The sequence below is a fragment of the Rhodanobacter sp. sgz306013 genome (assembly GCF_057031145.1).
This window is the reverse complement of record NZ_JBXCIJ010000001.1, coordinates 809,602-833,336: the sequence shown is the minus strand read 5'-3', so window position 1 is coordinate 833,336 and position 23,735 is coordinate 809,602. Positions and strand designations below refer to the sequence as shown.

General features: G+C 69.5%; 24 protein-coding genes. 5 read left to right on the top strand and 19 right to left on the bottom strand.

What is annotated here, in order from left to right:
• Window positions 1–130: 130 nt before the first annotated feature.
• From accD to trpB, 3 genes are all read right to left on the bottom strand, one after another.
• Window positions 131–1,000: an acetyl-CoA carboxylase, carboxyltransferase subunit beta gene (gene accD, locus AC2EWF_RS03700; RefSeq protein WP_483637997.1), complete on the bottom strand. Its 870-nt coding sequence runs from the start codon at window positions 998–1,000 to the stop codon at window positions 131–133.
• Between the two features lie 85 nt (window positions 1,001–1,085).
• Window positions 1,086–1,886 (bottom strand): tryptophan synthase subunit alpha, encoded by an 801-nt coding sequence (gene trpA, locus AC2EWF_RS03695; protein ID WP_483637996.1) that lies wholly within the window; start codon window positions 1,884–1,886, stop codon window positions 1,086–1,088.
• A complete protein-coding gene (gene trpB, locus AC2EWF_RS03690) occupies window positions 1,883–3,094 on the bottom strand; it encodes a tryptophan synthase subunit beta (protein ID WP_483637995.1) in 1,212 nt (403 codons plus the stop codon). Before trpB ends, trpA begins: the two co-directional genes overlap by 4 nt.
• A 103-nt stretch (window positions 3,095–3,197) precedes the next feature.
• Here trpB and AC2EWF_RS03685 point away from each other — a divergent pair, with 103 nt between their 5' ends.
• A complete protein-coding gene (locus AC2EWF_RS03685; RefSeq protein ID WP_483637994.1) occupies window positions 3,198–4,094 on the top strand; it encodes a LysR family transcriptional regulator in 897 nt (298 codons plus the stop codon).
• Here AC2EWF_RS03685 and AC2EWF_RS03680 read toward each other — a convergent pair.
• The 11 genes from AC2EWF_RS03680 to prmB form a co-directional block, all read right to left on the bottom strand.
• The gene (locus AC2EWF_RS03680) at window positions 4,085–5,089 is read right to left on the bottom strand and encodes a cupin-like domain-containing protein (protein ID WP_483637993.1); all 1,005 of its coding nucleotides are present in this window, start codon (window positions 5,087–5,089) and stop codon (window positions 4,085–4,087) included. The genes AC2EWF_RS03685 and AC2EWF_RS03680 overlap by 10 nt on opposite strands.
• Window positions 5,086–5,709, bottom strand: coding sequence for a phosphoribosylanthranilate isomerase (locus tag AC2EWF_RS03675; protein WP_483637992.1), 624 nt, complete (start codon window positions 5,707–5,709; stop codon window positions 5,086–5,088). The genes AC2EWF_RS03680 and AC2EWF_RS03675 overlap by 4 nt, the downstream gene beginning before the upstream one ends.
• A complete protein-coding gene (truA, locus tag AC2EWF_RS03670) occupies window positions 5,706–6,476 on the bottom strand; it encodes a tRNA pseudouridine(38-40) synthase TruA (RefSeq protein ID WP_483637991.1) in 771 nt (256 codons plus the stop codon). The genes AC2EWF_RS03675 and truA overlap by 4 nt, the downstream gene beginning before the upstream one ends.
• A 110-nt stretch (window positions 6,477–6,586) precedes the next feature.
• A complete protein-coding gene (locus tag AC2EWF_RS03665; RefSeq protein ID WP_483637990.1) occupies window positions 6,587–8,875 on the bottom strand; it encodes a motility hub landmark protein FimV in 2,289 nt (762 codons plus the stop codon).
• A 184-nt stretch (window positions 8,876–9,059) separates the two neighbouring features.
• Window positions 9,060–9,356 (bottom strand): hypothetical protein, encoded by a 297-nt coding sequence (locus AC2EWF_RS03660; protein ID WP_483637989.1) that lies wholly within the window; start codon window positions 9,354–9,356, stop codon window positions 9,060–9,062.
• The gene (locus AC2EWF_RS03655; protein WP_483637988.1) at window positions 9,353–10,381 is read right to left on the bottom strand and encodes an aspartate-semialdehyde dehydrogenase; all 1,029 of its coding nucleotides are present in this window, start codon (window positions 10,379–10,381) and stop codon (window positions 9,353–9,355) included. Before AC2EWF_RS03655 ends, AC2EWF_RS03660 begins: the two co-directional genes overlap by 4 nt.
• Window positions 10,378–11,418, bottom strand: a complete 1,041-nt coding sequence (locus AC2EWF_RS03650) for a 2-hydroxyacid dehydrogenase (RefSeq protein WP_483637987.1) — start codon at window positions 11,416–11,418, stop codon at window positions 10,378–10,380. The genes AC2EWF_RS03655 and AC2EWF_RS03650 overlap by 4 nt, the downstream gene beginning before the upstream one ends.
• A 4-nt stretch (window positions 11,419–11,422) precedes the next feature.
• Complete coding sequence (locus AC2EWF_RS03645) at window positions 11,423–11,806, bottom strand: hypothetical protein (protein WP_483637986.1); 384 nt, start codon at window positions 11,804–11,806, stop codon at window positions 11,423–11,425.
• A 15-nt stretch (window positions 11,807–11,821) separates the two neighbouring features.
• Window positions 11,822–12,910, bottom strand: coding sequence for a chorismate synthase (aroC, locus tag AC2EWF_RS03640; RefSeq protein ID WP_483637985.1), 1,089 nt, complete (start codon window positions 12,908–12,910; stop codon window positions 11,822–11,824).
• 32 nt (window positions 12,911–12,942) lie between these two features.
• Window positions 12,943–13,506 (bottom strand): GNAT family N-acetyltransferase, encoded by a 564-nt coding sequence (locus AC2EWF_RS03635; protein ID WP_483637984.1) that lies wholly within the window; start codon window positions 13,504–13,506, stop codon window positions 12,943–12,945.
• Window positions 13,507–13,510: 4 nt separating this feature from the next.
• Window positions 13,511–14,431: a 50S ribosomal protein L3 N(5)-glutamine methyltransferase gene (prmB, locus tag AC2EWF_RS03630; RefSeq protein WP_483637983.1), complete on the bottom strand. Its 921-nt coding sequence runs from the start codon at window positions 14,429–14,431 to the stop codon at window positions 13,511–13,513.
• Window positions 14,432–14,697: 266 nt separating this feature from the next.
• Between prmB and asd the strand changes: the two genes are divergently transcribed.
• Window positions 14,698–15,546 carry an archaetidylserine decarboxylase gene (gene asd, locus AC2EWF_RS03625; protein WP_483637982.1) on the top strand — a complete coding sequence of 283 codons (849 nt, stop codon included), beginning with the start codon at window positions 14,698–14,700 and terminating at the stop codon, window positions 15,544–15,546.
• A 103-nt stretch (window positions 15,547–15,649) separates the two neighbouring features.
• Window positions 15,650–16,087 (top strand): hypothetical protein, encoded by a 438-nt coding sequence (locus AC2EWF_RS03620; RefSeq protein ID WP_483637981.1) that lies wholly within the window; start codon window positions 15,650–15,652, stop codon window positions 16,085–16,087.
• A 23-nt stretch (window positions 16,088–16,110) separates the two neighbouring features.
• Here AC2EWF_RS03620 and AC2EWF_RS03615 read toward each other — a convergent pair whose 3' ends face one another.
• A complete protein-coding gene (locus tag AC2EWF_RS03615; protein ID WP_483637980.1) occupies window positions 16,111–17,577 on the bottom strand; it encodes a transglycosylase SLT domain-containing protein in 1,467 nt (488 codons plus the stop codon).
• 174 nt (window positions 17,578–17,751) lie between these two features.
• Here AC2EWF_RS03615 and AC2EWF_RS03610 point away from each other — a divergent pair, with 174 nt between their 5' ends.
• On the top strand, window positions 17,752–18,999 hold the full coding sequence (locus tag AC2EWF_RS03610) for a hypothetical protein (protein WP_483637979.1): 1,248 nt from the start codon (window positions 17,752–17,754) through the stop codon (window positions 18,997–18,999).
• On the top strand, window positions 18,996–19,499 hold the full coding sequence (greB, locus tag AC2EWF_RS03605) for a transcription elongation factor GreB (RefSeq protein WP_483637978.1): 504 nt from the start codon (window positions 18,996–18,998) through the stop codon (window positions 19,497–19,499). Before AC2EWF_RS03610 ends, greB begins: the two co-directional genes overlap by 4 nt.
• Window positions 19,500–19,669: 170 nt before the next feature.
• Here greB and AC2EWF_RS03600 read toward each other — a convergent pair whose 3' ends face one another.
• The 4 genes from AC2EWF_RS03600 to rimO form a co-directional block, all read right to left on the bottom strand.
• The gene (locus AC2EWF_RS03600) at window positions 19,670–20,752 is read right to left on the bottom strand and encodes an ADP-ribosylglycohydrolase family protein (protein WP_483637977.1); all 1,083 of its coding nucleotides are present in this window, start codon (window positions 20,750–20,752) and stop codon (window positions 19,670–19,672) included.
• 89 nt (window positions 20,753–20,841) lie between these two features.
• The gene (locus AC2EWF_RS03595) at window positions 20,842–21,276 is read right to left on the bottom strand and encodes an OsmC family protein (protein WP_483637976.1); all 435 of its coding nucleotides are present in this window, start codon (window positions 21,274–21,276) and stop codon (window positions 20,842–20,844) included.
• An 81-nt stretch (window positions 21,277–21,357) separates the two neighbouring features.
• Window positions 21,358–22,191: a DUF3025 domain-containing protein gene (locus AC2EWF_RS03590; protein WP_483637975.1), complete on the bottom strand. Its 834-nt coding sequence runs from the start codon at window positions 22,189–22,191 to the stop codon at window positions 21,358–21,360.
• A gap of 120 nt (window positions 22,192–22,311) precedes the next feature.
• Window positions 22,312–23,649 carry a 30S ribosomal protein S12 methylthiotransferase RimO gene (gene rimO / locus AC2EWF_RS03585; RefSeq protein WP_483637974.1) on the bottom strand — a complete coding sequence of 446 codons (1,338 nt, stop codon included), beginning with the start codon at window positions 23,647–23,649 and terminating at the stop codon, window positions 22,312–22,314.
• Between the last annotated feature and the right edge of the window lie 86 nt (window positions 23,650–23,735).

Here is a 23,735-nt window from a genome sequence, read left to right as displayed (position 1 = left end):
CGCCAAAGCAGCGAACCGGGCTTGTCCACAGCTTTGTTTGGCAGGCATCCACACCGCTTGTGGAAAACCGCCGCGCCGGAAACGACGATGCCGCCCGCAGGCGGCATCGTGCGCGCGATGCAGCGGGTCGTCACGCCGCGCGCGGCGCCTTCTGCAGCAGGTTGAGCACATCGGCCACTTTGTCGCGCATCTCCCGGCGGTCGACGATCATGTCGATCGCGCCGTGTTCCAGCAGGAACTCGGAGCGCTGGAAGCCCTCGGGCAGGGTCTCGCGCACGGTCTGCTCGATCACGCGCGGGCCGGCGAAGCCGATCAGCGCCTTCGGCTCGCCGATGTTGATGTCGCCCAGCATGCCCATGCTGGCGGAGACGCCGCCGGTGGACGGGTTGGTCAGCACGCTGATGTAGGGCACGCCGGCATCGCGCAGCTTCGCCAACACGGCCGAGGTCTTGGCCATCTGCATGAGCGAGTACAGGCCTTCCTGCATGCGCATGCCGCCGCTGGCGGCGAAGCACACCAGCGCGCTCTTCTCGGCCAGCGCGCGCTCGCCGGCACGGGCGAATTTCTCGCCGCCCACCGACCCCATGGAGCCACCCACGAAGCCGAACTCGAACGCGGTGGCGACCAGGGGCCGGCCCTTCAGGCGGCCGCTCATCGCGACCAGCGAATCCTTCTCGCCGCTGGACTTCTGCGAGGCCACGATGCGGTCGCGGTATTTCTTGGAATCGCGGAACTTCAGCGGATCGGTGGCCTCCATGCTCGGCCACAGCTCCTGCGCGGAGCCTTCGTCCAGGAACGCCAGCAGTCGCGTGCGGGCGCGGATGGCGTGGTGGTGCCCGCACTTCGGGCAAACCATCAGGTTGCGCTCCAGCTCTGGCTTGTACAGCACCGAACCACAGCCCGCGCACTTTTCCCACACGCCCTCGGGCACCTTCCCCTTGCCGGCGGCGGGGCCATGCGTATGCACGCGCGGGGTCATGATCTTCTGCAGCCAGTTCATAGCGACGCCTCTGGTGAAGCGCGCATTCTAGCCGAGAACGAAGGAACGCTCCGGACGCCGGCGTGTGGTGTGGCGCGTGGCGCGCTCAGCCGGCATCCAGCGCCGCGCGGATCGGCGCGAGGAAATCCCTGACCCGTTCCTCGACCTCCACCACGGACGCCGCGCCTTGCAGCCGTTCCACCAGCGCGCTGCCGATCACCACCGCGTCGGCGAAGCCGGCGATGGCCTTCGCGCTCTGCGCGTCGCGCACACCGAAGCCCACCGCCACCGGCGCATTGGCGCGGCCGCGGATGTCGGCCACGCGCGCGGCGATGTCGGTGGTGCTCAAGCGCGCGGCGCCGGTGATGCCGGCGAAGGACACGTAATAGAGGAAGCCCTCCGCCGCTGCGCACAACTGCGCCAGGCGCTCCGGCGCCGTGGTGGGTGCGGCGAGCAGGATCTGCCGCAGTCCCGCGTTGCGCAACGGCGCCAGCACCGCCGATTCCTCCAGCGGGCAATCCACCAGCAGCACGCCATCCACGCCGGCCTGCACGGCCTCTTCGGCAAAGCGCGCGTAGCCGTGGATCTCGATCGGGTTGAGGTACCCCATCAGTACCACCGGCGTGTCGGCATCGCGCCGGCGGAATTCGGCCACCCAGCCCAGCACGTCGTCCAGACCCACGCCCCTGGCGATGGCACGCTCGCTGGCGTGCTGGATCACCGGACCGTCGGCCATCGGATCGGAGAACGGCACCCCCAGCTCGATCAGGTCGGCACCGGACTCGACCAGCGCGTGCATCAACGCCACCGCGTGTTCGGGCGAGGGATCACCCGCGGTGACAAAGGGAATCAGGCCGGTGCGGCCGGCGGCCTTCAACGCGGCGAAACGACGATCGATGCGACTCATACCTGCACCCCTTCGCGCGCGGCAATCGTGTGCACGTCCTTGTCGCCACGACCGGAAAGGTTGCACAACACGATGCCGTCCTTCGGGTACTCGCGTGCCAGCTTGATCGCCTGCGCCACCGCGTGGCTGGACTCCAGTGCGGCTAGGATGCCCTCGGTGCGCGCCAGCAGGTGGAACGCCGCCAGCGCCTCGTCGTCGGTGACGCCCACGTACTCGGCCCGTCCTGCGTCCTTGAGGAAGGCATGCTCGGGGCCGACGCCGGGATAGTCCAGGCCGGCCGAGACCGAGTGCGTCTCGGTGATCTGGCCATCGTCGTCGCACAGCACGTAGGTGCGGTTGCCATGCAGCACGCCGGGGCGGCCCGCCGAGAGCGACGCCGCGTGGTGGCCGGTGGCGATGCCCTCGCCCGCCGCCTCGGCGCCGACGATGCGCACGCCGCGGTCGTTGAGGAACGCATGGAACAGGCCGATCGCGTTGGAGCCGCCGCCCACGCACGCGGTCAGCACATCGGGCAGGCGCCCGTACTGCTCCAGCATCTGCGCACGCGCCTCCCGGCCCACGATGGCGTTGAAGTCGCGCACCATCAGCGGATACGGATGCGGGCCGGCCACGGTGCCGATGATGTAGAAGGTGTCGGCCACGTTGGTGACCCAGTCGCGCATGGCCTCGTTCAGGGCGTCCTTCAGCGTCTTCGAGCCGGAAGTCACCGGCACCACCTCGGCCCCGAGCAGCTTCATGCGGTAGACGTTGATCTTCTGCCGTTCGATGTCGGTGGCGCCCATGTAGACCACGCACTTCAGGCCCAGCCGCGCCGCCACCGTGGCGCTGGCCACGCCGTGCTGGCCGGCGCCCGTCTCGGCGATGATGCGGGTCTTGCCCATGTGCCGCGCCACCAGCGCCTGGCCCACGGTGTTGTTGATCTTGTGGGCGCCGGTGTGGTTAAGGTCCTCGCGCTTGAGCAGGATGCGCGCGCCGCCCACCTGCTTCGTCAACCGCTCGGCGAAATACACCGGACTGGGCCGACCCACGTAATGGGTGAGGTCGCGGTCCAGTTCGGCGATGAATGCCGGATCCTGGCGCAGGCGCAGGTAGGCCTCGGTCAATTCGGCCAGCGGCGCCATCAGGGTCTCGGCCACGTAGCTGCCGCCGAACTGGCCAAAGCGGCCCTGGGCATCGGGCCAAGCCTGGAAATCCCGAACTTCTTGCATGACGACCCCGGTATAAGATGCAGCAACAGGCTCACACCTTAGCGCCAGCCACGGCAATGAAAAAGCGAAAAGATCGCTTCGATACTTGAGCTAGACTCACAGCATGCCGGATCGCGACCTGCCCTCGCTGAATGCCCTGCGCGCCTTCGAAGCCGCCGCGCGGTTGGGCAGCATGAGCCTGGCCGCCGGGGAACTGCACGTGACCCATGGCGCGGTGAGCCGCCAGGTGCGCGCGCTGGAAGAGGCGCTGGGCCAGCCGCTGTTCGTCCGGCAGGGTCGCGGCGTCGCCCTCACCGCAATCGGCCAGCAACTGCGCGAGCAGTGCAGCACCGCCTTCGGGCAGCTGCGCGAGGCGTGGCTGCAGTTGCGGCATGCGCGTGCGACCGCGGCCTTCGTGCTGGGCTGCTCCGGCAGCGTGCTGGCGCGCTGGGTGATTCCGCGACTGGAGCGCCTGCGCCACGAATTGCCCGCGCTGACACTGCACCTCGCCGTGCAGGAGGAACCGGTCGCCGGGCATCTTGCCGACGTCGATGCCGCCCTGCTGCTGGCCGCGCCACCATGGCCCGCCGACTGGCAAGTGCACGAACTGGCACCGGAACGCATCGGCCCGGTGTTGAGCCCGCGCTATCCGGGGGCGGAGCGCCTGCGCGAACAGCCTGCGTCTGCCTTGTGCGACGAGCCGCTGTTGCACACCGCGTCGCGCCCGCAGGCGTGGCCGGACTGGGCGCGGGCGATGGAACTGCCGCCCGAATCGCTGCAGCAGGCCCAGGCGCTGCCGCATCTCTACTTCCTGCTCGAAGCCGCCGCGGCCGGCCTGGGCGTGGCGATCGCGCCGCAGCCGCTGGTGGCCGACGACCTCGCCAGCGGTCGGCTGCTGGCTCCCTGGGGATTCCGCGAGACGGCTGCACGCTGGGTGTTGGCGAGTTCGCGGCACGCGGGCGACAGCCGCATGGGAGCGCTGGCGGACTGGCTGCGCACGGAACTGTCGGATCAGAGATAGCGCCGGATGCGCTGGCGCAATTGCTCCACCTGCCCGGGCGTCAGCGGGCCGAGCATGCCGCGGCGCTCTTCCGGAATGTGCGCGGCGACATCGCCGTCGCCGAAAACGTAATGGTCGAGCAGGATTTTCCAGCCCGCCTTTTCGCCGGGCGTAAGCGCCGCGAAGCCAAGGATGCAGTGGAACAGCGCACCCAGCGCGAGATCCGAGGAACGGCCCGCCTCCGTCGTGGGCTGCCACCAATAGTTCACCAGCGCGTTGAGCCGTTCCAACGATTCGACGTGGTGCCACCACATCGGCGGGATGTAGATCGCGTCGCCGGGATGCAGCTCCGCCACCAGCGCCGCGGCCAGTGCCAGCTTCAGGCGCGGATAGCGCGGATCGTCCGGGCGATCCAGCCGGGCCATGCCGATCGCGGCGCCGGTGGGTGCGAAGTCCAGCGGACCGATGTAGAGGTTCGGCAACTGCTCGGGCGGCAACAGCGTGAAACGCCGCGCACCGCACACCACGCAGGCGATGTTGTGATAGGCGTCGAAGTGCACCGGCGTGGTGACCCGGTTGCCGATCCACAATCGCGGCTCCACTCCGGCGTCGACGAACGGCAGCGCGTGCTCCTCGCGGAAGCCGGGCAGGCTGGCGCTGATGAGCGCGCTCTGGATCGCCAGCCCCGGCGCGCGATCCTGCCGGCTGTATTGCGCCAGGCGCTGCAGTCCCTGGGTCACCGTGACGCGGTGATGCGCGTAGTTGAGCTCGCCGAGATCCGGCGTGTAGCCCACGATGCCGTCGCATTCCGGCGGGATCAGCAAGGTGTCCACCGGCGTGCCGTTGTCGAGTTCGGCCAGCCGCTGCGCAAAAGCGGTGTCCGAATGCCGGGCCAGTTCCACGATGGGCCAGTCGCGCACCAGGCCACGGATCACCAGCGGGCGATCGCGGCCGACCAGGTCGGCCGCGCCGAAAGACCGCCCGTCCGCCGGATATTCGTCGATGGCAGCGGTCACGGGGAGGTCTCGGCACGCACCGCGCCGACGAAGGCCGCGAGTTTCGCCGCATCCTTGATCCCCGGCGCCGACTCCACGCCGCTGGCCACGTCCACCGCCCACGGCCGCGCCGCGCGGATCGCCGCGCCCACGTTGCCCGCGTGCAGGCCGCCGGCGAGGACCACCGGCTGGGCGAGATCGCGCGGCAGCAGCGACCAGTCGAACGCCTTGCCGCTGCCCCCGGCCTCGCCCGCGGCGTGGCCGTCCAGCAGCAGCGCGGCGGCACGCGGGTAACCGTGCAGGCGCGGCAAGGCCGCGGCCCCCTCGCCCATCGCGATGGCCTTGAGGTAGCGCCGATCGAACTGCGCACACCAGTCGTCGGTTTCGTCGCCATGGAACTGCAGCAGGTCCGGCTGCACCACCGCGATTACTTCGTCGACCAGGGCCGCCTCGTCGCCCATGAACAGCGCCACCGCGTCCACGAACGGCGGCAGCGCACGACGGATCGTCCGCGCCTGCTCCAGCGACACCCGCCGCTTGCTGCGCGCGGTGAACACCAGACCGATCGCATCGACGCCGAGCCGCGCCGCCAACAGCGCGTCCTCGACACGGGTCATGCCACAGCACTTGATGCGCGTCATGGCTGGCTCACTTCGGCCGGCAGGCCCCAATGCGCCTCGTAGCGCGGCCCGAGAAAGGTGAGTCCGGACGACGGCGCGGTCGGCCCGGCCGCCCCGCGGCTGCCTCCCGCCAGCAACTCGCCGATCCAGGCAACGGGCTGCTCGCCGCGTCCCACTGGCAACAGCGAACCTACGATGTTGCGCACCATGTGGTGCAGGAAGGCGTTCGCCTCGATCTCCACGATCACCTGTTCGTCCTCGCGCCGCACCCCCACCGCCAGCACGCACCGGCGCGGATGCGTGGCCTGGCAGGACACCGCACGGAACGCGGAGAAGTCGTGTTCGCCAAGCAAGGCCTGCGCCGCGACGTGCATGCGCGCCGCGTCCAGCGGCTGGCGCTCCCAGGTCACGTAGCGCGCATCCAGCGCCGCGCGCACCGGCCGGTTGAGTATGGTGTAACGGTAGCGCCGGCTGCGTGCGGAAAAGCGCGCGTGGAATCCGCCGGCTACCGGTTGCGCCCACAGCACCGCCACGCTGGGCGGCAGGTTGGAGGTGGCGCCCAGCAGCCAACCGCGCATCTCGCGCGTCACCGGGGCGTCGAAGTGCACCACCTGGCAACGGCCATGCACCCCGGCATCGGTGCGGCCCGCGCAGGTCACCTCGACCGGCTGCGCGGCGACTTTCGACAGGGCGGCTTCCAGCACGCCCTGCACCGTGCGACCGTGGCTCAAACGCTGCCAGCCGAGGAAGTCGGTGCCGTCGTATTCGATACCCAGGGCGATGCGCATGGATCGTAAGAATCGCGGAAAGTGCGCAGCGTAACAGTCCTCCCTGGTCGCGAAAATCAAACGGGCCGGCATGGCCGGCCCGTTCGGGGTTTCGAGTGTGCGCAGGCAGCTCAGTGCAGGTCGTCGAGCATGCGCTTGGCCACGTCGCGCTGCGTCTGGCTGCCTTCGTGCAGCACCTCCTCGAGCATGGCGCGGGCGCCGTCCGGGTCGCCCATGTCGAGGTAGGCGCGCGCCAGGTCGAGCTTGGTGTCCACCGGGTCGTCGCTGAAATCGCGCGGCTCGATGTCGTGCCCGGCCGGCTGCACCTGCAGTTCCGGTTCGTCGAAGTGCCAGCTCGACGCCGTCTCGCGCAGCACCGTCGCGTCGTCGTCCGCCCCGGCGGCGCGGCCTGCCGCAGCGGGGGCGGCCTCGACGCTGTCGGCCCGCTTCGGTGCGGCTTCGTGCGCCGGCGTCAGGTCGAAGTTGAAGTTGTACTCGCTTACCTTCACCGGGTTCGCAGGCAGCGGCGGCGGCCCGGACGCAGCGGGCGCCGCCGGGGCCGGCGCGGCCGCGGGCTCGGCGGCGTACTGGTCGATGTCGAAGCCCTGATGCGCGTCGCGCTCGTCGGCCGACATGCCGTCATGGCCGGCGAACAAGGGATGACCGGGCACCAGATCCTCGCCCATGTGCAGCACGTCCTGCCACTCCTCCTGCTGCGGATCGGTGACGTGGGCGTGCATGGCCTCGGCGGCGGCCTCGAAGTGCTCGACGTCGCGGCGGCTGTAATACAGGCTCACCAGTTCCAGGTGCAGGCTGATGTCGTCGGGATGCTCGGCCAGCTGGTCGAGCAGCATGTTCTGGTCGGCATCGTCGCCACCGTCGGCGGACGGCGCATCGCCGAAGCGATCGGCCAGCGACGGCGCCAGCTTCGGCGACACGGCCGCGGGCTTCGCCTTGCGCCGGCGACCAAGCAGCGCGCCCAGCAACAGCAGCAGGATGACGACGGCGCCCAGCGCCTGTGCCCACAGCTGGGTGTACCAGGGTTCCTCGCTGGCAACCGGCGCCGGCTTGATGGCCGTTGGCTTGATCGGCATGGTGCTGGCCGCCGCGGCGACCGGCTTGGCCGCCGCAGGTGCGGTCGATGCGGCAGCCGGGGTCTGCGCCGTGGCGGCCGTGGCCACGGCCTCGCTCCCGGCTGTCGGGGCCGAGGCGGCACCGGCCGGCGACTCCGCCGCCTTCGACGCGTTCGCCGCGGCTACCGGTGCCGCGACCGTCGTGGCCGCGTGCGCCGGCTCCGCTGGCTGGCCGGCTGCCTGGCGTGCCGCGGCGAGCTTCTGTTGCAGCTCGGCGATCTCGTTGTCCTTGAGCGCCAGCAGGCGTTCGTTCTTGCTGTTGATGTCGCCGAGTTCTTTCAACCGCGATTTCAGGTCCTCTCCCTGCTGCTGCAGGCTGGCCATGGCCTCCTGGCTGCGCTGCAGGTCCTGGCGCAAGGCCTTGTCCGACCCGCCGGACGTCGGGGCCGCCTTGCTGCCCTGCTTCGCCGGCACCAGGGCCAGGTGATCGCCGGAGCTGCCGGCAGCCGCGGTCGGGGAACTGGAGGTGGTGGCGCGCGTGCCGGCGTCGGCCACGCTCACCGGGGAACTGCTCACCGTGCCGCTGCGCCAGTCGCCATTCTGGCGGCGCACTTCCGCGGCGGCGGCGGCCACCGCGACCGCCTCGGCGGCGGCCTTGTCGGGAATGCGCAGCACCGCGCCGGCCTTCAGCGCATTGATGTTGTCGCGGTAGAACGCGTCGGGATTGGCCTGCTTCAGCGCCAGCAGCATCTGGTTGACGTCGACGCCGGCCGGTGCGGTCTGGTGCGCCACCGCGGACAGGGTCTGGCCGCGCTCGACCGGCCCGAAGCGGCCATTGGCGACCTGCTCGTCCGGACTCGCCTGACTGGCGGCCCGCGCGGCCGGTGCGGCCACCGCCGGGCGTGCCGTGCGGGTGGACGGCCGCGAGGCGACCTGCGTCGGTGCGGGGCTGCTGCCCGGCGGATCGAGCAGGATGGTGTACTCGCGCACGCTCTTGCCGCTGCCACCGTGGATCTCGATCAGCAGGTCGAGGAAGGGATCGTTGACCGCCGCATCGCTGGTGATGCGGATCACCTTGCGGCCATTGCCGCCATCGACCACATCGAAGTGCAACGGAATCGTGGGCCGCCCCCCGGCAACCCCCGCGCGTGCGAATTCCTCGCCCGAGGCCAGCTGCACGTTGAGCTGCTGCAACTCGGCGGGCGTGGCCTTCTGCACCGGAATCTCCGCCAGCAGCGGCTGGCCCAGCGCCGACTTGACCTGGATCTGGCCCAGGTCCAGCGCCAGGGCATGGCCGCTGCCAAGGGCCAATGCCACCAGCAGCGGCAGTTTCAACGAACGATTCATCACGCGCTCCCCCGAACAAGCCTTGGCGTCTGGTAAGGCCACCACGATGGCGGCGCTTCGCCCGGACGAGGCGCCACTTTAGTTAGATGCGGACGGATCAACAATAGCAGGATCGCAGACTTGCGACGTATTGCTGTCGCGCATTCCAGAACTTGCCGCGGGGCCCGGGGCCGTCCGGCGACCCTCAGCGCCCCTTGCCGGCGGCCGCCCCGGGCGGCTGCGCCGCCTGCAGCTGTCGCTGCAGTTCGGCTATTTCCGCGTCCTGCTGCTTGAGCCGCTGCGCGGCGGCATGGCTGCCGGATTCCTGCGCGGCGACGTCGCGCTGCAGACGCTGCACCTCGGCGCGTTGCCGGGCCACCGCAGCCGCCTGCTTGCGCACCTCCTTGGAGGCATGGGCGCCGGTCGACTGCTGCGCGCACGCCCACGGTGGCGCGGCCGCCAGCGCGCCGGCAAGCGCCAGCCAGTACAAGCCGCGCCTCACAGGAAGTCCTCGACCAGCAGTTCGGCGATCTGCACGGCGTTCAGCGCCGCGCCCTTGCGGATGTTGTCCGAGACGATCCACAGATCGAGGCCGCGATCGTGCGAGATGTCCTCGCGGATGCGGCCCACGAACACCGGGTCCTTGCCGGCCACGTCGCCCACCGGGGTGGGGTAGCCGCCGGCCTTGCGCTCGTCCATCACCACCACGCCCTCGGCCTGCTCCAGCAATTCGCGGGCCTGTTCCGCGCTGATCTTGTCGCGGGTCTCGATGTGCACCGCCTCGGAGTGCCCGTAGAACACCGGTACGCGCACCGCGGTGGGGTTCACGGCGATGGACTCGTCCTCAAGGATCTTGCGCGTCTCCCACACCATCTTCATCTCTTCCTTGGTGTAGCCGTTGGGCTGGAAGTCGTCGATGTGCGGGATCACGTTGAAGGCGATCTGCTTGGGAAACTTGGCCTTCTCCACGTCCTGGAAGCTGAGCAGCGCCGCGGTCTGCCGGCCCAGCTCCTCCATGCCCGAGCGGCCGGCGCCCGAGACCGACTGGTAGGTGGCCACGTTGATGCGCTCGATGCCCACCGCGCGGTGGATCGGCGCCAGCGCCACCAGCATGCCCATGGTCGAGCAGTTCGGGTTGGCGATGATGCCGCGCGCGGTGTACTGCGCGATGGCGTGCGGGTTCACCTCGCTCACCACCAGCGGGATGTCGTCCTGGTAGCGGAACTCGGAGGTGTTGTCGATCACCACCGCACCGGCCGCCGCCGCGCGCGGCGCATGCACCTTGCTCACCGAGCCGCCAGCCGAGAAGAAGGCAATGTCCACGCCCGCGAAGTCGTAGTCGGCGAGGTTCTTCACCGTGACCTGCTTGCCCGCGAACTCCACCGTGCCGCCGGCCGAACGCTCGCTCGCCAGCGGCACCAGCTCGCTGACCGGGAAGTTGCGCTCGGCGAGGATGGCGAGCAGGGTCTCGCCCACGGCGCCGGTGGCGCCGACCATCGCAACTTTGTAACTGCTCTTCTTGCTCATCGGGTGGGTTCTTCGCGGGTGGGTAAAGGGGCGCCGGCCATGGCCGGCGCTGCGGGGTTCAGGAGGTTCGGCGGATGCCCGGCATGCGGACCGTGGCCGAAGAACGCCAGCACATTGTCCACGGCCACTGCGGTCATGGCACGGCGGGTATCGGTCGTGGCGCTGGCGATATGCGGGCTGAGCAGCACGTTGTCGAGCGCAAGCAGGTCCGGATGCACCCGCGGCTCGCCCTCGAAAACATCCAGGCCGGCCGCCGCGAGCCGGCCTTCGCGCAAGGCGGCGGCCAGCGCCGCGTCGTCCACGATGCCGCCGCGCGCCACGTTCACCAGCACCGCGGTCGGCTTCATCTGCGCCAGCTCGGCGGCGCCGACGGCGTGGCGGGTTTCCGCCGTCAACGGCAGCACCAGCACGAGGCAGTCCGACTCGCGCAGCAGAGTGGGCTTGTCCACGTGGCGGCCGCGGCACGACTGCTCGACGGCCGACGGCAGGCGCGAGCGGTTGTGGTACAGCACCGGCATGCCGAAGCCCTGCGCGCGCCGCGCGATGGCCTGGCCGATGCGGCCCATGCCGAGGATGCCCAGCGTGCGGCCACGCACGTCCGTACCCAGCCAGCCCCTGAATTCGGTGGCGTGCCACTGCCCCGCGCGCAGCCAGCGCTCGGCCGCACCCATGCGCCGCGAGGCACCCAGCAGCAGCGCCCAGGCGTAGTCGGCCACGCTCTCGTTGAGCACGTCGGCGGTGTTGGAGGCGGCGATGCCGGCCGCATCGAGTGCGGCGAGATCAAGGTTGTCGTAGCCCACGGCAAGGTTGGCCACGATGCGCAGGCGCCCGGCGCGGGCCAGCTCGGCCGCGCCCACGTGCTCCTTCAGGCCCACGATGGCGGCGTCGCAGCCGGCCAGCTTCCCGGCCAGCTCGGCGGAGGTGAACTTCGTTTCCGCCGGCTCGGCCGATACATGGAAATGCGGCTCCAGCCGGGCGATCACGTCCGGGAAGGTCGGGCGCGAGATCCATACGCTGGGCTTGGCGGCCGTCCCCATCCGGTCAGCCCCCGGCGGCCGGCAGGATTTCGTCGGCGATCCAGAACCACGCCAACGCCATGCCGAACAGCGTGCCCACAAGCCAGAGCAACCAGCGCCACCGGCGCCAGCCGTCCCGGAAGGCCGAGAGCTGCACCGGCACATCCACCAGGTAGGCCGCGCAGTAGCACACATTGGCCAGCACGGCGAGCACGAACAGCGCGAGCAGATGCTCGACGCCGAGCAGCCCGCGCAGGCGTGTCCATGCCACCGCCAGCCAGCCCAGGACCACGCCGGCCAGCGCGAGGTTGTAGCCGACGCGCCGCGGCTCCCAGTAGCGGATGGCGTCGCTGAGCACGTTGCCCGGCGGCAGTTGCGAACCGGTATGCGGTGCGGCTGGCATGCTCATGGTCGGCGGCTCCTCTCAGGGAATGCGCGGCGTCACCTCACCCACGTCGCCGCACTGCGCACGGTGGCGCAGCGCGTGGTCCATCAGTACCAGCGCCATCATCGCCTCGGCGATGGGCGTGGCGCGAATGCCGACGCAGGGGTCGTGGCGCCCCTTGGTGACCACGTCCACCGGCTCGCCAGCCAGGTTCACGCTGCGGCCGGGGATCAGGATGCTGGAGGTGGGCTTCAGCACGATCGAGGCGACCACCGCCTGCCCCGTGCTGATGCCGCCAAGGATGCCACCCGCATGATTGGACGTAAAGCCGTCCAAATGCATCTCGTCGCGGTGCTCGCTGCCGCGCTGCGCGACCGCGGCGAAGCCGTCGCCGATCTCCACCCCCTTCACCGCGTTGATCGACATCAGCGCACTGGCGAGGTCGCCGTCCAGCTTGCCGTAGATCGGCTCGCCCCAACCGGGCGGCACACCCTCGGCTACCACGCTGACGCGCGCGCCCACCGAGTCGCCGGACTTGCGCAGGGCGTCCATGGCCTTTTCCAGCGCCGGCACCTGTTCGGCGCAAGGCCAGAAGAACGGGTTCTGTTCCACCGCGGCCCACTCGAAGCCGTCCGGGGCGATCCCGCCGAGCTGCGCCAGGTAGCCGCGCACGCGCACGCCGTAACGTTCGGCCAGCCATTTCTTGGCGATCACGGCGGCCGCCACGCGCATGGTGGTCTCGCGGGCCGACGAGCGTCCGCCGCCGCGCGGGTCACGGATGCCGTACTTCTGCCAGTAAGTGTAGTCCGCATGGCCCGGGCGGAAGGTCGAGGCGATGTCGCCGTAGTCCTTGCTGCGCTGGTCGGTGTTGCGGACCAGCAGCGCGATCGGCGTGCCGGTGGTGCGGCCTTCGTATACGCCGGACAGGATCTCCACCTCGTCCGCCTCGCGCCGCTGCGATGTATGGCGCGACTTGCCGGTGGCGCGGCGATCGAGGTCTTGGCGGAATTCCTCCTCGCTGATCGCCAGACCCGGCGGGCAACCGTCGATCACGCAGCCGATGGCCGGCCCGTGGCTTTCGCCGAACGTGGTGACGGTGAAGAGTTTGCCGAAGGAATTGCTGGACACGGGCCTGGACATCCGCGGGAAACCGCCAAAGCTTACCGCAATGCAGCAATCCCCGCGTCCTTGCCGGCGGCGTCAGTCCACTCGCGCGCCAGCAGCCCGAAAACGACGTCGTCGACCCATTCGCCGTGGAACAGCAGGCTTTCGCGGAAATGAGCCTCCTTGCGCATGCCCATCGCCTGCAACAAGGCCACGCTCAGCGCGTTGCGCGGGTCGACCGACGCGTGCACGCGATGGATGCCCACCTCGCCGAACAGCCAGCCGAACAGCGCATGCAGCGTCTCGCGGGCGTAACCGTTGCCCTGGGCGGCGGGCGCCAGCGTGATGCCGAATTCGGCCTGGGCATCGGCAAGGCAAAAACCAAGGTCGCCGATCAGTGTGCCGTCGCCGCGATGGCGGATGGCGCGCTGGCACCACTGGCCCTGCGACGGCACGGCCACCGCCGACTGCTCGCCGATGAAACGCTCGGCATCGGCCAGGGCGGCCGGACGCCAGCCCTGGTAGCGGCAGACCGCGGGATCGGCGCGATAGGCGAACAGCGCCACGGCATCGTCGTGGCGCAGCGCGTCCAGCCACAGTCGCGCCGTAACGAGCTTCATGGCCTCAGCGGCGCACGGCCGCAGCGGCCCGGATCGCCGCGTGATGCTCGACCAGGTCGCGCCGCTCCAACGCGAACACGCCCATCTGGCCTACCTTGAACTCGATCCAAACGAAGGGCACTTCCGGCAGCAGCGCCGCCAGCGCGTGCTCGCTCTCGCCCACCTCGACGATCAGCAGGCCGTCGTCGGTCAACAGGTCGGCGGCCTCGTCGAGGATGCGCAGGCAGATGTCCAGACCATCCTCTCCCGAGGTGAGGCCGAGCTTGGGCTCGTGCGCATATTCGCCGGGCAGCGCGACGTATTCGTCCTCGGTGACATAGGGCGGGTTGGAGACGATCAGGTCGTACCTGCGGCCGCGCACGCCCTCGAACAGGTCGGACTTCACCGCCTCGACGCGCGACTCGACGTGCTGGAACGCGATGTTCTCGCGCGCCAGCGCCAGCGCTTCGTCGCTGATGTCCACGATGTCCACGCGCCAGTCCGGGTTGTACTCGGCCATCGCGATGCCGATACAGCCCGAGCCGGTGCACAGGTCCAGCGCGCGTTCGACGTGGCGTTCGTCCAGCCAGGGTGCGAAGCCGGACTCGATCAGCTCGGCGATCGGCGAGCGCGGCACCAGGGCGCGGCGGTCGCTCTTGAATTTCAAGCCAGCGAACCAGGTCTCGCCGACCAGGTAGGCCACCGGCAGGCGCTCCGTGACGCGGCGCTCGATCAGCGCCAGCACGTTCGCGCGCTCCTCGGCCGTGAGCCGGCCCGCGCCATAGGCCGGCGGGATGTCCGGCGGCAGGTGCAGGCTGGCCAGCACCAGGTGGGTGGCCTCGTCGATCGGGTTGTCATGGCTGTGGCCGAAGGTCAGCCCGGCCGCCGAGAAACGGCTGGCACCGTAGCGGATGAAGTCGATGATGGTGGCGAGTTCGGCGGTCACGGCGATCCGGGAGGCGGCAGGTCGGCCGGCGATTATAAGCCCCGCGCCGTTCGCCCTGGACGCAGCGGGGTCGAAGGACCTCCCGCACCGTTCGCCCTGAGCGTAGGCCCGCAGGGCTGACGCGGAGAGCGGCCATGGATGGCCGCGTGTTCAAGAGCGAAGAAGTCGAAGGGCATGCTCCCTGCGGGGCGGCCCTTCGACTCCGCTTCGCTACGCTCAGGGTGAACGGTGCGGGAATCGCTACGGCGGCCCCGTATACTGGCCGGATGACTTTGAAAGTAATCCTCCAATACATCCTTCCGCACCGCTTCCTCTCGCGCCTGGTCTATTGGGGCACCCGCTGGACCTTCGGGCCATGGAAGAACTGGCTGATCGGCACCATCGTGCGCAACTACGGCGTGAACATGGCCGAGGCCGCACAGCCTGATCCGCTGGCCTACCAGCACTTCAATGCCTTCTTCACCCGCAAGCTGAAGCCCGGTGCGCGCACGGCCGATGCGGACCCTGCCACCCTGCTGTCGCCCGCCGACGGCCGCATCAGCCAGGCCGGCGCGATCGTGGACGGGCGCATCTTCCAGGCCAAGGGCCAGGACTACAGCGCCGCCGAACTGCTGGGCGACGAAGCGGCCGCCGCGCCGTACCGCAACGGTCGCTTCGCTACCGTGTACCTGTCGCCGCGCGACTACCACCGCGTGCACATGCCGCTGGCCGGCACGCTGAAGGAAACCGTCCATGTGCCGGGGCGCATCTTCAGCGTGGCGCCGTTCGCGGTGGAAGCGATCCCGCGCCTGTTCGCGCGCAACGAGCGGCTGGTCTGCCACTTCGAGGGCGAGCTGGGCCCCTTCGTGGTGGTGATGGTAGGCGCGATCCTGGTGTCCTCGGTGGCTACCGTGTGGGACGGACTGGTGATCCCCCCCTACGCGCCCACCATCCGGCGCAAGTCGTTCGAGGGCCGCAACATCACGCTGCCGCGTTTCGCCGAGATGGCGCGCTTCAACATGGGCTCGACCGTGATCGTGCTGCTGCCCGAGGGCGTGGCCGAACTGGATGCCCTGCAACCGCAGCAGGCCGTGCGGGTGGGCCAGCGACTGGGGCAACTCGCGCGCACAAACTGACGCGAGGCGTCATTTTGTGACGCACTGGGCGCCTCGTGCGTCACCTGCCCACTATCCTCCCGCCATTGCCGCGCCGGTCGCGGTGTCAGGGGACGAGGATTCCATGCAGCTGCTCAGCCCGGCCATCGCCTTCTTCCGCGCGTACCAGCTCACTCGCCAGTTGCGCGAGATCGAACGCAGCGTGCATGCGCTGCCCCAGCGCAGCCGCTCCCAGCTGAGCCTGCTCACCCTGCGCGAGATCGGCCAGGCGGCACGCAGCGAATATCCCCACCTGTACGGCACACCGCCGGAAGCGCGTTACCTGCCCTGGGGTCATGGCACCGGCGCCGGCTACGAGCGGGCGCGTTCGGACAATCCCGAGGTGGCGCTGCGTGGCATCGCACTGTGGCTGGCCGTGGCCTACCACGAGACCAAGCACTCGCCGCAGGATCGCCTGCAGCTGCAGCATCTGGCGGTGCTGCGGCTGCTGAACGAGCTGAAGCGCCTGCATCGCCCGACCGACACGGTCAAGGACTGGATGCGCGCAGGCGCCACTGCCTGACGGTCACCTGCCCGGCCGCGGTTTCAGCGGCACTCCGGCACCGTCAGCTCCTGCCCCACCGAGATCCGGTGGTGATGCAGCCGGTTCATCTCGGCGATCTCCTGCACGCTGGAGCAGCGCAGCTTGCGCACGATGCCGACCAGGGTGTCGCCGTGGCGCACCTTGTAGCGGCGGGTCCTGGCCGGCTCTGCCGGCGGCGGCGGAGCGGCCACCACCGGCGCGGCCGCGTTGTGCAGGTCGGCAGCGAGGATCGGCCAGGGGCCGTCCACGCAACGCGAGGCGTAGGAGTGCTCCAGCAGCTTCGGCACCTGCAGCACCATGCCGGCCGGCTGCTCCTGCTGGGGATCGAGCCGCGGATTGAGATTGCGCAGGGTACGGAACCAGCCCTCTTCCATGCCGCCCGCCGAACCGAGACACACGGTGAGCTCGTCGAGCGAGGCCGGCCGCTTCAGCGTGATGCTGCCCGGCACGCCGTCTATCCTCGGGAAGCGCAGGTTGTAGCTGTCCGGATGCAGGAACAGCCACGCCGCCGCCAGCACCGAGGGCACGTAGTCGCGGGTCTCCTGCGCGAGCTGGTCGTAGATGCGGGGATCGTAGAAACTCACCGAGGTGTCCGGCCCCACCAGCCGCTTCATGCGACCTTCGCCGGCGTTGTAGGCCGCCAGCGTCAACTCCAGATTGTCGTTGAACACCTTGAGCTGTTCGTTCATGTACTCGGAGTTCGCGCGCGCCGAGGCGGCCGGGTCGAAGCGCAGGTCGAAGCCGTTGTAGTTGGTGAGACCGAACCGCATGCCCGTGGCGTACATGAACTGCAGCGGGCCGGCCGCGCCGGAGCGCGACACCGCGTGCACCTTGCCGCCGGATTCCTTGGCCATGATGCCGAACAGCAACGCCTCGGGCAGGTCAGCATTCTTGTACTGCGGCCACATCTCGCTGCGCAGGTACTGGTAGTTGATCCAGGCGTCGATCAGGTTCGGCCGCCACTGGGTCAGCCACATCTGCAGTGCGGCCTTCACCGCGCCGTTCATCGCGATCAGCTCGGACAGCTTCTGTCCGTGCAGCAGGGTCACGCTGCGCTGCGCCTCGGGCAGTGCAGCGGCGCTGCGCTGGTCCAGCGCCATGCCGGTCTGCGGTTCGTCGTCGGGACTCTCGTCGCCGATGAAGCTGCCGTCCTTGAGGCGCAACATGCGGTCGTAGGCGGAGAAGAAGCGTTGCGGGTCGCAACCGGCGGTGCTGCCGCATTGCAACGAGGCGTTCCTCAGCGTATCCAGCGCCTGGCCCAGCGTCTTCTGTCCCGCCGCGTTGTTGCCGGCGCGGACCTGCTGCAGCGCGGTCTGGTAACCCTGGGTGGCCTGGTCGAGCCGGGTGTACAGCGCAGCCACCGAGGGCTGTGGCTTGGCGCCCCCCGTGCCCGCACAGGCGGCCAGCAATCCGACGGCCGCCGCCAAAGGTGCGAGACGCAGGGATCGAACGACAGCAACAGACCGCATGAGCAAAACCACCCGGCGAAAAAGGGGACACCATAGCCCGCGGCATCCGCGGACTCAATGAACCGATACGGGACAACGGCTGGCTACAATCGGGCGGGCCCGCAACGGAAGGACTCCCATGACCGACAAGCTGACCGACGACGCGCCGGCTGGCACCCCCGGCGGCAGACGCTGATGCCCCGCATCGAAGTGGTGGCCGCCGATACGCCGTTCGGCGAGCGCCTGGTGTCCGGCTTCGGCTACCCGTTGCGCGGCGCCGGGCTGGCCACCTGCACCGCACTGACCCTGGCGCATTACGCGGGTCTCCTGCCCGGCATCGGCACGCTGGCCAGCCTGGTCGTGTGGGCAGCGACGTGGCGCTACGCCGCCGAGTGCATGCAGCACACCGCGAACGGCTACGCCGATCCGCCCGACGTGGGCATGGACGAAGCCGGCGCCGCCGGCTGGGCGCTTACTTTGATCCACTTCGCGGCGGGAGCGCTGTTCATCGCATGCACCCTGCTCGCTCCGTCCATGCTGTGGCTGCTGGTTCCCGTGCTGGTGCTGGCCTTGCCGGCCATCGACATGTCGCTGGCCTTCGACGGCAACGCGCTGCTGGCACTCAACCCGGCCACCTGGTGGCGCATCACGCATGGCTTCGGCGGCAGCTACCTGGTGCCGGTGGCGATCAACCTGATGCTGGGCGCGCTGATCGCGGCGGCTACGCTCACCTCCCACCTGCTGCCGCATTTCCTTGCGCTGCCGCTGTTCGGCTTCGCCTACACGTACCTGATCGTGTTGGCCTTCCACCTAATGGGCGGGCTGATCCACCAGCGCCACGAAGGCTTCGGGCTGGAGCCCGAGGCGCCGAAACTCGCCAAGGCCGCGGGCCAGGACGAGGACAGCCATCTGCTCGACGAGGCGCGCTCACTGGCGGAAAGCGACCCCATGGCGGCACTGCGCCAGCTGGCCGGACGCCTGCGCCAGCGCACCGCCCCTGCACCGGTACACCAGCTCTACCGCGAACTGCTGCGCCGCCAGGGCCTGCGCGACGACTTGCTGGTACACGGCCAGATCTGGATCGCCGCGCTGGTCGCCCAAAGCGAGGCGCGCCGCGCCCTGGGCGTGCTGCAGGAGTGCTGCACCATCGACCCCGCCTTCATGCCCGACGACCAGCGCATCTGCGGCGCGCTGGCCGATCTCGCCGGGCGGCTGGGCATGACGCGCCTCGCCATCCACCTCGGCCGCGGCTATCTCGCGCACTGGCCGCACGATCCGCAGGCGCCGCACTACGGCCTGCTCGCCGCGCGCCAGCTCGGCGCACAACCCGAGCGTCGCGCCGAAGCCATCGTGTTGCTGGAAAAGCTCGCCGCGGCGTGGCCCGACCACCCGCAGCACGGCGACATCGGCGCGCTGCAACGGCAACTGGCGAATGGCGCATGAGCCGCTGGCGGCCGCCCGCGCCAGGCTCCACGGCGATCATCACCCGTGCCGGCTTCGAGAAGCTCAAGGCCGAACTCGACCACCTGTGGCACACCCTTCGCCCCGAAGTGGTGAAGGCACTGGCCGCCGCCGCGGCCGAGGGCGACCGCTCGGAAAACGCCGAATACACCTACCGCAAGAAGCAGCTCGGCGAGATCGACCGCCGCGTACGCTACCTCAGCAAGCGCATCCCATCGCTCAAGGTGGCCGAAGGCGTCCCGGCGGACCGCGAGGCGGTGTTCTTCGGCGCCACCATCGCGCTGGAGAACCTCGCCAACGGCGAGGAAGTGAACTACCGCATCGTCGGCCCCGACGAGACCGATGCCAGATTGGGCTGGATCAGTATCGACTCGCCCATGGCCCGGGCGGCGCTGAAAAAGCGCCTCGACGACGAGTTCGAGGCGGAGCTGCCCGGCGGACGCACGCGCTTCCTGATCGTGGACGTGCGCTACGGGACGTGAGCCGCGCGAACGAAGTATCCGCGCCACGAAAAGCCGCCCCGCAGGCCGGGATTTATTCGGACGACGCATGCCGGGAGCGGGCGGCCGGCACAAGTCCCGGCCCACCGAGGGTCGCGCGGCGCAGTGATGCGAGGCCCTCGTGACGGGCACCCATCCGCGCCGCCGCGCCTTCAATCCGCCTGCTGCGCCAGCGCCTCCGCCAGCGCCAGGTACTCCCTGCCCTGCTGCAATCCGTCGATGAAACGCCGCGGAATCGCCTCCAGCCCGCCGATGGCGCCGCACAGCGCGCCGGTGAGCATGGCGCGTGCCTGGTTCTGTCCACCCGCATTCACCGCGCTGAGCATGGCCTGCCCGGCATCGCCCTGGAAGCGCGCCGCCAGGTAGTAGGCGGCGGGGAACTGGTGGTACACCGCGCATGGCAAGCCATAGACCAGCCCGACCTTCGACGCCGGCTCGATGGCGACGCCGGGATCGTGCGCTGCCCGCGCGATGGGCGACACCGTGAGCAAGGCATCAGGCGAGGCGAACTGGCCCGCCTGCAGGGGCGCCTCCGTATCCTGCGGCACGTCCAGCGCGCCGCTGGTCACGGTGTGGAACGGCAGCTCGCCGGACTTCACCATGCCCATCAGCCGGCCGGACAGATCCCCGTCCAGCGCCACGCCGTTCGCCAGTTGCCCCAGCACCGCCGCGAACGCCAGCGTCATCGCGCCCACCGTGGGGTCGCGCTGGGTGAGCGCCACGTTGCTGCTCACGTGTCGTGCCAGCTGCGCCGGCTCGCCCGCGTAACGCAGCGCGATCGCCAGCACCCGCTCCGCCGCCTCGGTGTTGTCCGCCAGCCCGGCCACCTGCCCCCACGGCAAGCCGGCGCGGCGCTTGCGCCACGCCTCGCGGATCGACTGGCTGGTGTAGCCGCCCGGGCCCGCCATCGGCGTGCCGTCGATCACCGCGAACAGCTCGCGGTCCAGCCGCGCGCAAAAATCCGCCTCGTCGTAGCCGCCGCAATCCACCAGCGAACGCGTCATCAACGCGAGGATGAAGCCGGCCTGCGACGAGGCGCCCGCCGGCAAGCCTTCGTGGTAGCGCCCCGGCCTCGGCGCCGTGTAGTCGCCGATCCAGTCACCGTAATCGCGCCGTAGCGCGGCCAGGTCGTAGTACCAGTGCGGCCCCAGGGCCAACGCGTCGCCGATGAAGGCGCCCATCAGGGCGCCCTGGATGCGGCTTTTTCTCGAAGGGTGGGATGTGGCTTGCGGCATGTCGACGTCCTCTGCGGCGGGGACCACAGAGCATCGTACGCCCGGCTCCCACACTTCCCAAGGCATGCGGACGCGGTTCCGGCGCGAACTCAAACCGGTGAGTCGAACCGATCGTCCTGTGTCCCCCATCCCTGCAACGTGACCGCAGTGCCGGTGCGGATGGTGTTGTGAACCTCGGCGACCTGGTCGGTTATGGCAAGCAGCTCGGAGAGCTGGTCTTGCCCGGCATCGGACTTGATCCGGGCCGAGTAGTGGACATTTTCGGCCGCCAGGCCGATCCCGGGAAAATCCGCGGAGACCGCGACCTCGACTTCATCGAGAACAATCCCGAGATGCCCGGCCTCGCGAAACAGGTCATTGCAGTAGCAGGTGGCCAGTGCGGCCAACAGTAGCTCGCCACCATTGACGCTCGAACCACGACCGACGGACCTCGGAGGAATCGACAGATCTCTGGACACGCCATCCGTAGCTACCGCCAGGGCGTGATCGGAGGGACTGTTGCGGACCAAGGCGCGGATCTTCATGGGCTCCCCCTGGAAACCGATGGCGCAGGCTGGCACGTGACTTTGCGTCAGCGTACGGAGCGGCACGCTGGCGCGATGCTCTCACCTGGCGATCCGGTTCGCGAGCGAAAGAGGGACGGGGTAGATGCGCCCCGCGCGCAGCGGACAGAAGCACGCTGCCTCACGACAGAATGACTCACGCCCGTTGTCCGCATGCCAGCCGGGCACCCCGGCCAGCGGCAGGGGGCGCAGCCCGAGCGGATCGCACAGCACCTGGCCTGCATGGATCGCTCCCGTACTGGCGCCGATGGCTGCCGCCGGCGAGACATCGGGGCCAGCCACCACCAGCGCCTTGCCGACCAGCAACTGCGCGGGTGTAAGCGCGTGTTCGAGCAGGGCATGACCGAACACCTCCACCTGGATGCGGCCGTCCAGCCAGGCCTCGCGCTCGCGCCAGAACAGGCCGTGCCAGTCGTGGGCATCCCATAGCGGGAGCAATGCCGGATCGCGCAGCGCGACCACCACGCCGGCTTCGTCGAAATGGGTGAGTGCGTACTGGGCGCGGGAGCGTTGCCTGGTGCCCATGTGGGCGATCTCGGCGATCTGCCGCGCGTTGAGCGCGCGCTTCAAGGCCGGATGGCGCAGCCAGACCAGCGCATTGAACAGGTCGTGCCAGTTGTTCTCGCGGGTGGCGATGCCGCCGCGTTCGGCGATGCGCTGTTCGTAGTGCAGGCCGTCGGCCAGCAGTTCGCGGGTCTGCGCCGCGAAGCGTTCGCGCATGCCGGCGGGGCGCCGGGCGTTGAGTGCCTCGATGCCCGGCCATGCATGGGTTTCGATCAGGTTGGCGTAGTCGCGCCATGCAGCCAGCGGCATCCGCCCGAACACCTGCGGATCGACCGCGCCGCGGGCAGGTGCGATGTAGCGGGTTTTCTTCATGCGCCTCCCATGTGCTAGCCCCGCGATGACTGCCCTTCGACTCCGTCGCTGCGCCGCTACGCTCAGGGGCGAACGATGAGGGCTGGCATCGAGCATCGGGATACCCGCAACGACCAGGCGTCAGATCACCTTGAGCGTGGAAGGCGCCAGGCGCGCATGCAGGTCGTGCTCGCCGGCGCCCTCGACCACCACGTCGACGAACTGGCCGGGCTTGAGGCCCTGCCCGTCGGCGATCAGCACGCTGCCGTCGATCTCCGGCGCGTCGGCGGCCGAACGGGCCACGGCGCCTTCGGCGTTCGCCTCGTCCACCAGCACCTGAATGGTGCGGCCGACCTTGCGCTGCAGCTTGGCGGCGGAGATCTCCGCCTGCACCGCCATGAACTGTTCGAGGCGGTCTTCCTTCAGCTCCTCGGAAACGGCGCCGGGCAACTCGTTGGCCTTGGCGCCGTCCACCGGGGAGTAGGCGAACGCGCCCACGCGATCCAGCTCGGCCTCGCGCAGGAAGTCCAGCAGTTCCTCGAACTCGGCGTCGGTTTCGCCGGGGAAGCCCACGATGAAGGTGCTGCGGACTGTCAGGTCGGGCACCTGCCTCCGCCAGTCCTGGATGCGCTCCAGCGTCTTTTCGATGTTGCCGGGACGCTTCATCAGCTTGAGGATGCGCGGGCTGGCGTGCTGGAACGGGATGTCGAGATACGGCAGCAGCTTGCCTTCCGCCATCAGCGGCATCACCTCGTCCACGTGCGGGTACGGATAGACGTAGTGCAGCCGCGTCCACGCGCCCAGCTCGGCCAATCCCTCGCACAGCTCGGTCATGCGCGTGCGGTACGCCTTGCCGCGCCACTCGCGCTCGGCGTACTTCAGGTCCACGCCGTAGGCACTGGTGTCCTGCGAGATCACCAGCAACTCCTTCACGCCGCCCTTGACCAGCTTCTCAGCCTCCAGCAGCACCTCGTCCACCGGGCGCGAAACGAGGTTGCCGCGCATCGAGGGGATGATGCAGAAGCTGCAGCGGTGGTTGCAGCCTTCGGAAATCTTCAGGTAGGCATAGTGCTTCGGGGTCAGCTTGATCCCGGTGTCCGGCACGATGTCCAGGAACTTGTTGCGCCTGGGTGGCAGCGCCTCGTGCACCGCGTGCATCACGCTGGCGTAGTCCTGCGGGCCGCTGATCGAGAGCACGTCCGGATAGGCCTCGCGGATCAGCTCGGCGCGCTTGCCGAGGCAGCCGGTGACGATCACCTTGCCGTTCTCGTTGAGCGCCGTGCCGATGGAATCCAGCGACTCCTGCACGGCCGCGTCGATGAAGCCGCAGGTGTTCACCACCACCGCGTCGGCCTCGCCGTAGCTGGGCACGATCTCGTAGCCCTCGACCTTGAGCTGGGTGAGGATGCGCTCGGAATCCACCAGCGCCTTGGGGCAGCCGAGGCTGACGAAACCGATTTTCTGCGACGCTTGCGACATGGCGGCGGCAACGTTGGACGAGGTAAAGCGACAAATTATAGAGGTACTCGGCTCGCGCCGACGATCGACGGAGGATACCGTTCGTG